The sequence below is a fragment of the Oceanospirillum sanctuarii genome, assembly GCF_002150805.1.
GTDB classification, from domain to species: Bacteria; Pseudomonadota; Gammaproteobacteria; order Pseudomonadales; family Halomonadaceae; genus Oceanospirillum; species Oceanospirillum sanctuarii.
This window is the reverse complement of record NZ_MTBA01000003.1, coordinates 410,754-424,121: the sequence shown is the minus strand read 5'-3', so window position 1 is coordinate 424,121 and position 13,368 is coordinate 410,754. Positions and strand designations below refer to the sequence as shown.

At 49.9% G+C, this 13,368-nt stretch carries 12 protein-coding genes and 5 tRNA genes; 4 read left to right on the top strand and 13 right to left on the bottom strand.

All coding sequences use genetic code 11. From position 1 onward, the window contains the following. Positions 1-18 precede the first annotated feature (18 nt). Positions 19-666 (top strand): GTP cyclohydrolase II, encoded by a 648-nt coding sequence (gene ribA / locus BV405_RS05720; RefSeq protein ID WP_086479894.1) that lies wholly within the window; start codon positions 19-21, stop codon positions 664-666. A gap of 129 nt (positions 667-795) precedes the next feature. Here ribA and dxs read toward each other — a convergent pair whose 3' ends face one another. From dxs to BV405_RS05705, 3 genes are read right to left on the bottom strand one after another with little or no spacing between them, the layout of a single operon-like run. Continuing rightward, on the bottom strand, positions 796-2,748 hold the full coding sequence (dxs, locus tag BV405_RS05715; protein ID WP_086479893.1) for a 1-deoxy-D-xylulose-5-phosphate synthase: 1,953 nt from the start codon (positions 2,746-2,748) through the stop codon (positions 796-798). 18 nt (positions 2,749-2,766) lie between these two features. Next, entirely contained in the window at positions 2,767-3,642 is an 876-nt protein-coding gene (gene ispA, locus BV405_RS05710; protein WP_281251641.1) for a (2E,6E)-farnesyl diphosphate synthase, read from the bottom strand. 9 nt (positions 3,643-3,651) lie between these two features. After that, complete coding sequence (locus BV405_RS05705; RefSeq protein WP_086479892.1) at positions 3,652-3,894, bottom strand: exodeoxyribonuclease VII small subunit; 243 nt, start codon at positions 3,892-3,894, stop codon at positions 3,652-3,654. A 347-nt stretch (positions 3,895-4,241) separates the two neighbouring features. On the opposite strand from BV405_RS05705, the gene pomA reads away from it, so the two are divergent. Further along, entirely contained in the window at positions 4,242-5,018 is a 777-nt protein-coding gene (pomA, locus tag BV405_RS05700; protein WP_086479891.1) for a flagellar motor protein PomA, read from the top strand. Positions 5,019-5,104: 86 nt separating this feature from the next. After that, on the top strand, positions 5,105-6,025 hold the full coding sequence (locus BV405_RS05695; RefSeq protein WP_086479890.1) for a flagellar motor protein MotB: 921 nt from the start codon (positions 5,105-5,107) through the stop codon (positions 6,023-6,025). Positions 6,026-6,111: 86 nt separating this feature from the next. Here BV405_RS05695 and BV405_RS05690 read toward each other — a convergent pair whose 3' ends face one another. The 10 genes from BV405_RS05690 to BV405_RS05645 all read right to left on the bottom strand — a co-directional run bounded on the left by BV405_RS05690 (position 6,112) and on the right by BV405_RS05645 (position 12,535). Further along, entirely contained in the window at positions 6,112-7,626 is a 1,515-nt protein-coding gene (locus BV405_RS05690; RefSeq protein ID WP_086479889.1) for a hybrid sensor histidine kinase/response regulator, read from the bottom strand. A gap of 102 nt (positions 7,627-7,728) precedes the next feature. Continuing rightward, positions 7,729-7,803 (bottom strand) — tRNA-Gln (locus BV405_RS05685). Between the two features lie 9 nt (positions 7,804-7,812). After that, positions 7,813-7,888, bottom strand: a tRNA-Phe gene (locus BV405_RS05680). Positions 7,889-7,941: 53 nt separating this feature from the next. Continuing rightward, a tRNA-Thr gene (locus BV405_RS05675) sits at positions 7,942-8,017 on the bottom strand. 21 nt (positions 8,018-8,038) lie between these two features. Continuing rightward, positions 8,039-8,113 (bottom strand) — tRNA-Gln (locus BV405_RS05670). A 9-nt stretch (positions 8,114-8,122) separates the two neighbouring features. Continuing rightward, positions 8,123-8,198 (bottom strand) — tRNA-Phe (locus tag BV405_RS05665). An 87-nt stretch (positions 8,199-8,285) separates the two neighbouring features. Beyond that, positions 8,286-8,561, bottom strand: coding sequence for an oxidative damage protection protein (locus BV405_RS05660; RefSeq protein WP_086479888.1), 276 nt, complete (start codon positions 8,559-8,561; stop codon positions 8,286-8,288). Positions 8,562-8,596: 35 nt separating this feature from the next. Beyond that, positions 8,597-9,646, bottom strand: coding sequence for an A/G-specific adenine glycosylase (gene mutY / locus BV405_RS05655; protein ID WP_245832246.1), 1,050 nt, complete (start codon positions 9,644-9,646; stop codon positions 8,597-8,599). Between the two features lie 147 nt (positions 9,647-9,793). Further along, positions 9,794-12,004 carry an AsmA family protein gene (locus tag BV405_RS05650; RefSeq protein ID WP_176330065.1) on the bottom strand — a complete coding sequence of 737 codons (2,211 nt, stop codon included), beginning with the start codon at positions 12,002-12,004 and terminating at the stop codon, positions 9,794-9,796. Between the two features lie 84 nt (positions 12,005-12,088). Beyond that, a complete protein-coding gene (locus BV405_RS05645) occupies positions 12,089-12,535 on the bottom strand; it encodes an acetyl-CoA sensor PanZ family protein (RefSeq protein WP_086479886.1) in 447 nt (148 codons plus the stop codon). A gap of 223 nt (positions 12,536-12,758) precedes the next feature. Between BV405_RS05645 and hisB the strand changes: the two genes are divergently transcribed. Next, positions 12,759-13,352: an imidazoleglycerol-phosphate dehydratase HisB gene (gene hisB, locus BV405_RS05640; RefSeq protein ID WP_086479885.1), complete on the top strand. Its 594-nt coding sequence runs from the start codon at positions 12,759-12,761 to the stop codon at positions 13,350-13,352. Positions 13,353-13,368 lie beyond the last annotated feature (16 nt).

The window sequence follows — 13,368 nt, the reverse complement described above, 5'->3', positions numbered from 1 at the left end:
ATCCGGTAGAGGTGAACCGTGTCTGTAACATTTATCGCATCCTCCAAGCTGCCCACTCCATGGGGAGTATTTTCTATGCACGGCTTCGAAGATCCGGAAACCGGTAAAGATCATGTTGCCCTGTCCATGGGGGATTTTTCTGATGGCGAGCCGGTACTGGCCCGTGTTCACTCTGAGTGTCTGACTGGCGATGCGCTGTTCAGTATGCGCTGTGACTGTGGTTATCAGCTTCAGGAGGCTCTGAAGCGTATCGCAACGGAAGGTCGTGGGGTGCTGCTTTATCTGCGTCAGGAAGGTCGTGGTATCGGCCTGTTGAATAAGATTAAGGCCTATCATCTTCAGGATGCTGGCGCTGATACCGTTGAAGCCAATGAGCGTCTGGGCTTTGGTGCGGATATGCGTGAGTACACTATGTGTCAGCCGATGCTGAGCCATCTGGGTATCCAGAAAGTGCGTCTGATGACCAATAACCCGCGTAAAGTGAAGGCGCTGGCGAACTATGGTGTCGAAGTTGCTGAACGCGTGGCGATCCAGACGGGTATGAACCCTCATAATGAAGGTTATCTGGCGACTAAAGCCGGTAAGCTGGGCCACATGATGGATCTGGATAACTTTACTCAGGCTGATGATGTGGATATCAATCGCACTAAGCCAGTTGATATCTGATTGGACTGACCAGATCCCATTAATAAAAAAGGATGCCAATTGGCATCCTTTTTTGTATCTGCAGTTTTGATAGAGGCTGCAGATTTTGGCTAAGAGAGTTTGATTAAAGAATTCGGCTAAAAATCAGGTTCAACCGAGTTTAGCGAGATAGGCCTGAATGCTGGCTTCAATGCCTTCAGCATCCAGTCCGCATTCACTTAACAGTTGAGCCGGACTGCCCTGATCAACCCAGCGATCCGGTAAGCCGAGATTCAGCACCGGTTTGATTACCGCTTCCTGCATCAGCAGTTCGGTGATACTGCTACCTGCTCCGCCGGAAATCGCATTCTCTTCGATAGTTACCAGCAGATCGTACTCTTTAGCAGCGTCAAGAATCGCGTTCTGATCCAAAGGCTTAACAAAGCGCATATTGATCAGGCCATAGCCGTTCTTTTCAGCAACCTGCTGGGCGGGAGCAACCATAGAACCGAAAGCCAGAATCGCGACCTTTTTGCTCTGATCATTTGCCGTGCCCGACAAGCGCTTTTCTGCCTTGCCGATAGGCAGTGCGGTCATCTGCTGCTGAATCTCAACGCCCGGGCCGGTACCCCGTGGATAACGTACCGCAGCAGGTCCTTCATATTGGTAACCGGTATAAAGCATCTGGCGGGTTTCGTTTTCATCCGCAGGGGCCATGATTACCATGCCGGGAACGCAGCGCAGGAAGCTCAGGTCCAGCGTGCCGTGGTGAGTCGGGCCATCTTCGCCCACAAGACCTGCACGGTCGATGGCGAAAAGAACATCCAGATTCTGAACCGCTACATCATGAACCAGTTGATCATAGCCGCGTTGCAGGAAAGTTGAGTAAATTGCAACAACGGGCTTCAGACCATCACAGGCCATACCTGCCGCCAGAGTGACAGCGTGCTGTTCGGCGATAGCCACATCAAAGTAGCGCTCAGGGTATTGTTTGGAAAACTCAATCAGATCAGAGCCTTCGCGCATCGCCGGAGTGATGCCCATCAGCCGCTCGTCCTGAGAAGCCATATCACAGAGCCATTGACCAAAAATATTGGAGTATTTTGGTTTCGGTGCAGGCTTAGAGGCTGGTTTTGTCTCAGTTTCTTCTGCTTTAGTTTCCGGCTTGTGATCTTTTTCCAGTTTAGTGATGGCGTGGTAGCCGATTGGGTCGGCCTCTGCAGGTGCAAAGCGCTTACCTTTACGGGTGATTACATGCAGAAACTGAGGGCCGCTCAGATCCTTAATATTGTTCAGCGTGTTGACCAGAGAATGCACATCGTGACCGTCGATGGGGCCGATATAGTGGAAACCCATCTCTTCGAACAGGGTGCTTGGGGACACCATGCCTTTCATATGCTCTTCGGTCTTGCGGGCCAGTTCCCAGGCCATCGGCAGCTTGGAGAGTACTTTTTTACTGCCCTCCCGCATGCGGGTATAAGCCTTGCTGGAGAGAATTTTGGCCAGATAGGTGGCAAAACCACCGACATTTTCTGAGATCGACATCTCATTGTCGTTCAGAATCACCAGCATATTAGCGTCAACGTGAGCGGCGTGGGTCAGGGCTTCAAAAGCCATGCCAGCGGTCATAGCGCCATCACCAATAATCGCAGCAACGTGCCGGTTAAGCCCCTGTTCGCGGGCGGCTACAGCCATGCCTAAAGCGGCACTGATCGAAGTACTGGAGTGACCAACACCAAAAGTGTCGAATTCTGATTCAGAGCGTTTTGGGAATGCCGCAATGCCATCGTACTGACGGATGGTGTGCATCTGTTCCCGGCGACCGGTGAGGATCTTGTGGGGATACGCCTGATGACCAACATCCCAGATCAGACGGTCGTCCGGGGTATTAAAGGCATAGTGCAGGGCTACAGTCAGCTCGACAACACCAAGGCCTGCTCCAAAATGACCACCGGTCTGACCCACAGAGTAAAGCAGGAACTCACGCAACTCATTTGAAAGCTGAGGCAGCTGATTGATATCCAGCTTGCGCAGATCTTCAGGCAGATCGATCTGATCCAGCAAAGGCGTGGTCGGTCGGGTTAACGGAATTTCCTGAAACAGTGTGTAGTCAGACATAGGCATAAATTCTGTGCGGTTCGCTTAGTGATTACGCTGAATCACATAACGAGCCAGCTCTCTTAAAAGATGGGCTTCCGGGCCGAAACCTTCCAATGCGGACAAGGCTGTATCAACCAGTTCATGGGCTTTTGCTTTGGCCTGCTCTAGCCCCAGTAAGGCCGGATAAGTCGGTTTATCCAGTGCGGCGTCAGCCCCGGCCTGTTTGCCAAGAGTGCTGGTGTCGCCTTCAACATCAAGGATGTCGTCCTGAACCTGAAAGGCTAGCCCCAGTGCCTGAGCGTATGTCGTCAGAGCGCTCAGCTGCGTTTCGCTGGCATTGCCCGCTATAGCGCCCATACGGACACTGGCGCAGATCAGAGCACCGGTCTTGTGTCGGTGCATGTTTTCCAGAGCGGCGACATCCAGCGTGTGGCCAACGGATGCAAGGTCGATCATCTGACCTGCAACCATACCCAATGCGCCGCTTGCCTGAGTCAGTTCTGACAGTAGCTTCGGCAGGTGCCCAGGATTGTTGTGCTTTAGCAGGGCGGTAAAGGCGGCAGTTTGCAGTGCGTCCCCTGCCAGAATTGCGGTAGCTTCATCAAACTTGATATGGCAGGTCGGTTGGCCTCGACGCAGATCGTCGTCGTCCATTGCCGGCAGATCATCGTGAACTAGGGAATAAGCATGGATCAGCTCAACGGCCGCAGCAGAGGCATCCGCATCTTCGATCTGCCCGGTAATTGCCTGACACGCGGCATAAGCCAGGACGGGGCGGAAGCGTTTGCCACCGTTAAATACGCTGTAGCGCATGGCATCCAGCAGTTGGCCGGAAGCTGAAGTTGACGCAGAGAGAAGCTGATCAAGCTGATGGTCGGAACGCTCCATCAGAGGTTTAATGTGTTCTTGAATGCTCACGTTGAACTATTATTCCGTAATGGTAGGTGGCGATAAGGGCGCTTCGGTCAGTTGGCCGTTTTCTTCCAGCAGCAGACTGACTTTTTGTTCTGCCTGGTTGAGCTTGTTCTGGCAGTCTCTGATCAGACGGATACCGCCTTCAAAGGCCTTCAGAGATTCTTCCAGAGAGAGTTCACCGGCTTCCAGCTGAGAGACCAGTTGCTCCAATTCGGCCATTTTACCCGCAAAGTCTTTTGCTTTGGGTTGAGCCATCACCAAACCTCCGATATGTACCACTTAGCGCAAACCGGCAGACGTTACCGGAGAATATCCATTGGTTCAATAGCGAAAAAGACGCGAATAAAAACAGGATTATAAACCCTAATGAAAACAAAGGGTTGTAATTTTGGTGCGAACTTAAATAAGAGAAATAACAATAAGGTCTTGCGAGAGAGTCAAAACTCTTGCGGTAAAGCCATTCAACCGATGAGGAAAAGTCGCTATTATACGCGTAGGATTTTAAAAAGTTGCATAATGTTACAAAGGCTTTGCTGAGTCGCATTATGTGCTATCACTTGTAATAGCCATCAACTTCGTATCAAGGAACCAAGGAGTTCTCTGTGGATTTAGCTACCCTGCTTGGTATTATCGGTGCAATCGGTATTGTTGCTATGGCAATGATTCTCGGCGGCGACCCTGTCATTTTCGTCAATATTCCCTCCTTGCTGATTGTAATCGGCGGATCCTTGTTTGTTGTTCTTTCAAAGTACAGCCTTGGCCAGTTTCTTGGCGCTGTTAAGGTTGCCGCAAAAGCGTTTGCGTTCAAGTTGGAATCAACCGAAGAGATTATCGGTGTTCTGGTTGATGTGGCTCAGGTAGCCCGAAAAGGTGGCTTGTTGGCGCTGGAAGATAAAGAGGTTGATAACAAGTACCTGAAAAACGGCATGCAGCTGCTGGTTGATGGTCAGGACCGTGAAGTTGTACGCACCATGCTGAGCAAAGACCGTGCGATGACCCTAGAGCGTCACAAGTGGGGCGCCAAAGTGTTTACCTCCATTGGCGATGTTGGTCCGGCAATGGGTATGATTGGTACTCTGATCGGTCTGGTTCAGATGCTATCCAACATGGATGATCCTAAATCCATTGGTCCGGCGATGGCGGTAGCACTGTTGACCACGCTCTATGGTGCGATGCTGGCGACTATGATTGCGATTCCTATTGCCGATAAGCTGACCCTGCGTATGACTGAAGAAGCTCAGATTCAGTCGATCATCATCGATGCCCTGCTGGCGATTCAGTCAGGTCAGAATCCGCGGGTTATTGAAGATATGTTGCGTACTTATCTGCCAGCAGGGGTTCGTGATGATGCCACCTTCGAGCAGCCCGCTCAGGAATAAGCCGGTTTTTCGGAATAAACAGGAGTGTTCTCAGAGCCTGTTAATCAGGCTCTGAGCTGAAGCATTAGGTATTTCAGGATTCAAGTATGAGTGATGATGTAGAAGAGTGCGACTGCCCCCCACCGGCTGCCGCCTGGGTAATGACCTTTGCCGACCTGATGTCGCTCCTGATGTGTTTCTTTGTACTTCTGCTCTCTTTTTCTGAGATGGATGTGACCAAGTTCAAGCGTCTGGCAGGTGAGTTGTCCAAAGCCTATGGTATTCAGCGTCAGATTCAGGCAAACGATATCCCTATGGGTACTAGTGTGATTATGGAGAATTACTCTCCAGGTAAGCCTGAACCCAATCCTCTGGAAATAATTCAGCAGATGACAACTGAGCTGGAACCTAATCTTAGAACTGAGAATACTACTACGGTGACAGAGACTGAGTCTCAGACTCAGGCTGATGCGGAAGCGATTGCCAAAATCCTTAAAGAAGAGATTGAGGAGGGCAAGATTCAGGTTGAGTCCCGCAAGCGCAATATTATTATCCGCGTGGAAGAAAAAGGCTCTTTCTCTCCGGGTAGTGCTGTGCTCTCCGAGCAGTTTGAGCTGGTAATGGATAAGATTCGTCAGGCTTTAGCTGCAACGCCGGGTAAGATCACAATCGAAGGCCATACGGACGATATCCCGATTAATACTGATCGTTTCCGTTCTAACTGGGATCTATCTTCTGCACGTGCATCTTCAGTGGCTTTTGAGCTGGAGCTGGATAATCTGGTGGAATCGTCCCGCATGAAGGTAATTGGTTTTGCCGATACCAAGCCTCTGGTGCCAAATGACAGTCGTGAAAGCCGGGCGAAGAACCGCCGGGTAGAGATTGTGGTTGATCAGGGCGCTAATGAGGAAAATGGCGCAATCAGTTTCCTTAATGAGCAGAATGAAGAAGCCAAAGCGCAAGGTAGTGAAATTAACCTTGAGATCGAAGAGCGTGTGTTTGAGTTAAAACCGGAAGAGGTATTCTGATCGTCTTTGGGATTATCTGGTTATCAAAAGCCCGGCAAGAATGCCGGGCTTTTTTATGTTCGTGAGTTTGGTTCGAGAAGAAACGGTTAGATGAAGTATTCTGGTTGCGGTGTCTTAAAGTCGAGTTCTTTTGGTAGGGTAATAGAGAAGGTGCTGCCGACACCTTCTGTGCTGTTAACTTTGAGTTCTCCCTTTAAAAGTTCAACTAAATTCTTGCAGATCGCCAGCCCTAACCCACTGCCTTCAATGTCATGGGTGCGCTCATGTAGCCGGGAGAATGGTTGAAACAGCATGTCAGCTTTATCTTTCGGGATACCTAGGCCGGTATCTTTTACCCGAATAGTGATGCTTTGTTCATCTGTGGTTGTGCTGATCAGAAGTCTGCCATCAGGGCGATTGTATTTGATGCCATTATTGATCAGGTTGATCAGTATCTGTTTCAGGCGCTGAGGGTCTGTGGTGATCATATCTTCACTGGCTTCGGAGCGTTCCGGCAATTCGAGAGTCACATTCTTCTGGCCGGCAATGGTGCTAAACATGCTGGCTGTTTCGTGAATCAGGCAAGCAACATTGACACTTCCGGGGTGGAGCTTGACCTGTCCTGTTTCGATCTGGCTGAGATCCAGTACTTCATTGATCATATGTAGCAGATGGTGGCTGGCATGATTGATCTCGTGCAGAGCGTCAGTCTGATCACTATCCAGATTGCCATCACCTTTCAGGAGCTGGCTGAAGCCCAGAATGGCGTTAAGCGGGGTTCTGAGTTCGTGGCTGATGCGAGAAAGCAGTTGGGATTTGGCCTGATTGGCAATCTCGGCCTCTTTTCGAGCTTTTTCAGAGAGTCTGATCTGATTTACCAGTTTCAGGCTGTTTCTGATGCGCATCAGAAGCTCTTCGTGATTGATCGGTTTAAGCAGGAAGTCACTGGCTCCTGCTTTAATCATTCGGGCTGCTATGTTTTTTTCGTTAAAAGCTGATACGGCAATGATGGGTAGTTTGTCTGCATTGCGCAGTTTTCGGATCTGGGGGATCAGTTTACTGCCGTCCATATCCGGAAGAATGTAATCGATCAAGGTCAGATTGATATCCGGCGTGCATCTCAGGATCTTGAGGGCACTTTCAGAGCTGTTGCAGACCACTACCTGATAGTTCTGATTCAGCAGCAAGCGTTCTGCGAAGGAGCAAAACGCGGGTGAGTCATCAACGATCAGAATCTTATGCCGATGATTGTCTTTTAGCTGGTTGATCAGGTGGGCGACATCCTCGAAGCAATTGATATCTTTCGGGAAGTAATCGACGATATTGAGGCTTAGGGCCTTTTCCCGATCACTGGCATTGAGCGATGATGTCAGAACGATGGTTGGGATATTGAACTTCAGCGTGTTGGCAATGAACTCCCCTTGCGGGGCATCGGCTAGCTCATAACCACTGATCACGGCCAACCAGTCCTTGGATTCTTCAAGGTGTTTGCACGCTTCCCGGTGGCTGGCTGCGGTGAATACCTCAGGCATAAAGTTGCATTCAGCAATAATCGCTTCTTTCAGAATATTCAGAAAAATCGGCGAGTTATCGACAATCAGTACGCGTCGGGAAAAAGACATATCGGTAAGCCTGAAAAACAGTGATGTTTAAAGTGTATGCGATATGCAGGTGGTCGCAAAGAAAGCTTATGGCTGCCGGGAAAATATTTTGAGAGAAGAAGATGGCTGGGGTACCAGGATTCGAACCTGGGAGTGCCGATACCAAAAACCGGTGCCTTACCGCTTGGCGATACCCCAGCAAAGGAGTGGTGGCCGGAGACGGAATCGAACCGCCGACACGAGGATTTTCAATCCTCTGCTCTACCAACTGAGCTATCCGGCCAGCCTATGCTTCAAAAGAAGTTATCAGCGGGTAAGATATAAGAAGTGCTGAAATGGTGCCGGCACCAGGAGTCGAACCCGGGACCTACTGATTACAAGTCAGTTGCTCTACCGACTGAGCTATACCGGCAATAAAGATTTGAAGCAAAGATGGCTGGGGTACCAGGATTCGAACCTGGGAGTGCCGATACCAAAAACCGGTGCCTTACCGCTTGGCGATACCCCAGCAAAAGAGTGGTGGCCGGAGACGGAATCGAACCGCCGACACGAGGATTTTCAATCCTCTGCTCTACCAACTGAGCTATCCGGCCAACGAGGCGTATTAAACAGGAAAGCCTTTTTTGCGTCAACTCTTTTTTCAAAAAAAGTTAAAAAAATACAGTCGCTTAATGGCTTTTTTAACTTTCAGGCGGGACGTAACCGGCAACTGGCTCAAGATCATCAGAGTTTGAGAAGAATTTATCCATTTCTGCCATCAGAAACTGCCGTGATTCCGGGTTCATCATGTTCAGATGCTTTTCATTGATCAGCATGGTCTGGTATTTCAACCATTCCTGCCAGGCCAGTTTGGAAACGGTTTGCACAATTTCCTGACCTTTCGCGCCGGGGAAAGGCGGGATGATTAGTGCTTCGAGATCTTTCTGATATTTTTTACAGAATACAGTCTGACTCATGGTGATTTTCTCCAGATAAAATAAAGCAGGTCAGGTTAACGGTGGAGCAGTTTATGAATAGGCCCTGGCAGGCCGATACTATCGGGCTGTTGAGGGTTGTACCAGCGATGCCTTTCTTCACGAATATTTTGTTCCAGCTTTCTTAGCTGGTCTTTATTCAGATGGCAGATGCGAATCTCGGCTTCAAGAGTGAAGTGGGAGAATTTATGTTCAAGCTTCTCTGCATCATACTTATGGGGTAAAGCGTCCAGTAAGCCTTCTGTTTCGCTGGCATCGGGTAAGCTCCAGAGCCCGCCCCAGATACCTGTTGGTGGTCGTTGCAAAAGCAAGCAGTTTCCATCAGGAGTTTGCAGCACGAAAAGAATACTTTGGCGAACCGGATTGGTTTTCTTTGGTTTGGAATTCGGGAAATCATGCTGGCTGGCAGTGCTTCGCGCGGCGCACCATTTCTCAATCGGGCAGAGATCGCATTTCGGATTTCGGCGGGTGCAGACCATAGCGCCCATGTCCATTACCGCCTGAGTGTACGCCTGACAGCGGGTTGGAGGCGTATAGTGTTCCGCTAATTGCCAGAGTGCTTTCAGTGTTTGACTCTGTCCGGGCCATCCGGGAACACAATGCAGTCGAGCGAGCAGGCGTTTGACGTTGCCATCGAGAATGGCTGCAGGCTTGTCGAAGGTTTGGGCAATAATAGCGGCAGCTGTTGAGCGGCCGATACCCGGTAAAGCTTCTAGGGCTGCCTGATCTTCGGGAAATTTCCCCTGATAGTTCTCGGTAATTGTCTGGGCGCATTTGTGCAGATTTCGTGCACGGGCGTAATAACCAAGACCTGTCCAGAGGTGCAACACCTCATCAATATGAGCCTTAGCCAGCGCTTCAATAGTTGGAAATCGGTCAATAAAGGCTTCGAAATAAGGAATAACCGTTGCGACCTGAGTTTGCTGCAGCATCACTTCGGATAACCAGACTTTATAAGCCGTACGCTCTTGCTGCCATGGCAGAGATTTACGACCGTTCTCGTCATACCAGTCAAGGATGGCAGTGGAGATGAGTTCCGCAGTATGAGGCTTTACAGACAGATCCAAGATTGAATACCTGTGAACGTAGGTTTGATCGCACGTTGTGGGTAGTTATAGAAAAGGGTCGGTATGACCGACCCTTTTGCTAGGTTTTAGATATTGTAACTGAGCAGGCTATCTGATCAAACCAGTCAGGTAGCCTACACATGTTTATCAGAAGAGACTTTTCAGTTTCTTCTTGGCGGCTTCCTCTGCTTTTTTGCGGGCTGCAGCTTTCTCTGCTTCAAGTTTCGCTTTAGCCTCTGCTTCAAGGCGAGCTTTTTCTGCATCGGCTTCAGCTTTCAGGCGTGCTTTTTCTGCATCAAGAGCGGCTTTGGCCTCTGCTTCTGCAATCTTAGCGATGGTGTCGCCGATTGCACTGCTATCGAGCCCGCAATTGATGTCAAAGGGCGTACCATAACTGCCTTTACAGGCTACAGGCCAGCGTACGGCTTTAAAGTTGCTCTTAACGGTGCATACCTTGTCGTTAGCGTCAGTGATCTGTGCGCCCATATTGTAGGCAAAGGTTTCCTTTGGCAGGTTCAGGTTGCCGTAACCGGTCAACAGGATGCCAGGGGTTGCTATGGTCATATCCTTGTTCTGACCGACACCATTTTTAAAGACCATGCTGCCTTTAAGAGAGGTAAAGTTAGTATTTGGCGACCATTGGGCGCTTTTCGCATCGCCCAGGGCGCTACACATCTCTTTAGCCAGATTGGTACCCAGGAAAGCACCGTTACGGATATCAAAATCAACCTTGCCGTTCAGGTTGCTCATCAAGGTAGAGACACGGTTGGTTTTGGTCGTGAAGTTGGCACTTGCGTTAACGGCCCCCGTCACGTCTTCGAACTCAACCATCTGTGCCAAAATCGGCGTGATTTGTACACCAGAAGTCGCGTGTTTAAAGCTGATGGTCAGAGGTGTCGGACGAACATCCAGTCGGGCAGTATTGGTGATGCTGCCATCATAGAGCTTGGCGTTTGCCTTACTCAGATCCACAACGCCGTCTTTCGCGGTGACAGCCAGTTGAATGTCTGAGATATCCAGCTTTTTGATGGTTAGCTGATTCAGGTTGATTTTGGCATCCGCGTTCAGGGTTTTGATCAGCTCAACTGGCAGCAGGTCTGTTTCCGGTGCAGGCTCAGCAGGTGCTGTTTCTTCAGCCGCGGCCTCTTCCTCTTTCACCGGCGGCAAGTAGCTATCTGCGTTGAGCTTGTCGATATCCAGCTGAGCGACAATGGCCTGATTCGCGAGTTGCACGGATGCTGCACCTTTAATAGTGGTGTCATCCAGTGTGATCAGAAGGTCTTTAATCGCTGCGGCTTCTGTGGATGCTTCAAAATTAGCAGACAGAGCCAGAGCGTTCATTGCATCCTTTCGCGCCATCTCAGGCAATGCGATCTCAAGTTGCGCCAGAGTTTCTTTCAGGTTGAACTGGCTGATTTTAAGATCACCTTTAACCGCAGGAGCTGTTGTCAGTTTGTTAACCTGAGTGTTCAGCGCGATATTGATGCCGTTTACACCAATCTTGCTGGCGTTAAAGCGAGCCATATCCTGTTGCAGATTTGCTTCTGCATCAGCCTGAACGGTCAGCTGTGCTTTGTTACCGGGAATCAGTGGTGAGTTGGCATTTAGCTGAAGATCGAGGCTGTTCAGACGGAACAATTGCTTGTCCAGATCTGCCAGAACACGGGCGCTCAGTTGCAGCGTTGCGTCCAGTTGAGGGTTGCTGCTGGATACCTGAGTAGAGAACTCAATCGGGAAGCTTTCGCCCAGCTGTACATTGTCGCTGGTGAAGTTAAGTTCTTTAACCGCAAAGCGCATATCCTGTTGCTGGTCGGTAAAGCTCAGTCGTGCGTTGGTGATATCGATGCCGCCAATGGCGATGGCAGGCAGGGCTGCAGGCGAACTTTCGGCATTGTCCGCGGATGAGTCGCTTGCAGCGGTATCGGTTTTAGAATCTGCATCTGTTGCCGTTTCCGTGCTTTCCGGGATCAGGGCCTGCCAGTTGCCGACGCCTGACTTATCCACAACCAGGTCCGCTTCAAGCTTGTCCACAATGACACGGTCAACTTCTACAGAGCCGGAAAACAGAGGCATAACCTTCACAAATACGGCGACCTGATTCACAGAGGCCAGTGTCGTTTTGGCTTCATCGGGAAGCTTAACGGCGACTTCATTAATATTCAGGCCGATGCGGGGGAAAACAGTGACGTTCAGTTCACCGTTGATTTCCAGTGGTACTCCCGCGCTTTCAGCGGCTTCCAGTATCTGGGGTTTGTACTGGTTGGCGTCAAAGAACTGGGTCAGGTAGATAGCGATGCCCGCCAGGAGCACAACAATAAAACCCACCAGATACAGAAGGGTTTTCAGAATGAGTCGCACGTTAATTCCTTCCCTGTTGTGAATAGTTCAATTGTTAATAGTTAGATTGTTTGTTTTGGAATCGTTGAATGCGGATCAGCGCGGTTAGCGGCGCAGATCCAGCAAATAGTTGTCACCGGCTTCATTCAGTGTGTAGCCCATACGTTGCAGAATAATATGATCCTGAGTCATCAGCGCATCTGCTGCAACGCGAATCGCTTTTCCTTCCGCGCGTGCCGCTTCGATAACCAACGTCAGTAAGCGACTGCCCACACCGCGGCGGCGGGTCACGCTGCGCACGCACAGATGACTTACCTGCCAATAGTCGTCATCTTGGCTGGCAACTAAAGCTGCGATCAGGCGTTCATTGAACAGTCCGCAATAGAAAGTATGATCAGGACTTTGCAGAATATTTTCTACAAAGCTTTTCGCAGAATCGACATTCGGAAGCTGTGCCAGACGTTCGGGTTGAGCATCAGCATAAATTTTTTCCAGCTGCTCAACACGGGCTTGATCGGTCTTGTCATTAACGGTTGTTAATAAAACGGGCATACAGCGTCTCCGAAAGAAAGATAAAAGAGGTTTTGGACATAAAACCCTTTTGAATGGTGCATAATAGGCGGGTCTGACCCCGAATAGCACCCGATACCTTGGTTGCGATCCATTACGCGCGTGGAATAAAGCGCGATGTCTGCGGAAGTATTGTAGCGGATAGCAGGTCAGATTCTCTATAATTCACGTTTTCTTGAATAACAAAGCCCTCCGGAGAATCTTCATGGCGGAGCGTACCGCAAGCGTAGAGCGTAACACCCTGGAAACCCAAATTAAGGTTTCTATCAATCTTGATGGCACCGGCAAACTGAACATCGACACCGGCGTTCCTTTTTTAGAGCACATGATTGACCAGATCGCCCGTCATGGCCTGATCGATATGGATATCGTTGCCAAAGGGGATCTGCATATCGATGATCACCATACTGTTGAAGATCTGGGTATTACCCTGGGTCAGGCTTTTGCCAAGGCAGTTGGTGATAAGAAGGGTATGACCCGCTATGGCCACTCTTACGTGCCACTGGATGAAGCGCTTTCCCGCGTGGTGATCGATTTCTCCGGTCGTCCGGGGCTGGATCTGAATGTTGACTTTACCCGAGCCAGCATTGGTCGTTTTGATACTCAGTTGTTCTCAGAGTTTTTCCATGGCTTTGTGAATCATGCCGGTGTGACACTGCACATCGATAACCTGAAAGGTTACAACGCTCACCATCAGGCCGAGACAATCTTCAAAGCCTTTGGCCGTGCTCTGCGCATGGCGCTGACCATGGATGAGCGTATGGCCGGCATGATGCCATCCACTAAAGGCAGCCTTTAAGCTCCCAGTTAAGGAA

Bases quoted from the DNA above. Each gene is read 5' to 3' on its own strand.
- dxs (WP_086479893.1), bottom strand. From the start codon at position 2,748: ATGCCTATGTCTGACTACACACTGTTTCAGGAAATTCCGTTAACCCGA.
- BV405_RS05705 (WP_086479892.1), bottom strand. From the start codon at position 3,894: ATGGCTCAACCCAAAGCAAAAGACTTTGCGGGTAAAATGGCCGAATTG.
- BV405_RS05695 (WP_086479890.1), top strand. From the start codon at position 5,105: ATGAGTGATGATGTAGAAGAGTGCGACTGCCCCCCACCGGCTGCCGCC.
- BV405_RS05690 (WP_086479889.1), bottom strand. From the start codon at position 7,626: ATGTCTTTTTCCCGACGCGTACTGATTGTCGATAACTCGCCGATTTTT.
- BV405_RS05660 (WP_086479888.1), bottom strand. From the start codon at position 8,561: ATGAGTCAGACTGTATTCTGTAAAAAATATCAGAAAGATCTCGAAGCA.
- BV405_RS05645 (WP_086479886.1), bottom strand. From the start codon at position 12,535: ATGCCCGTTTTATTAACAACCGTTAATGACAAGACCGATCAAGCCCGT.
- hisB (WP_086479885.1), top strand. From the start codon at position 12,759: ATGGCGGAGCGTACCGCAAGCGTAGAGCGTAACACCCTGGAAACCCAA.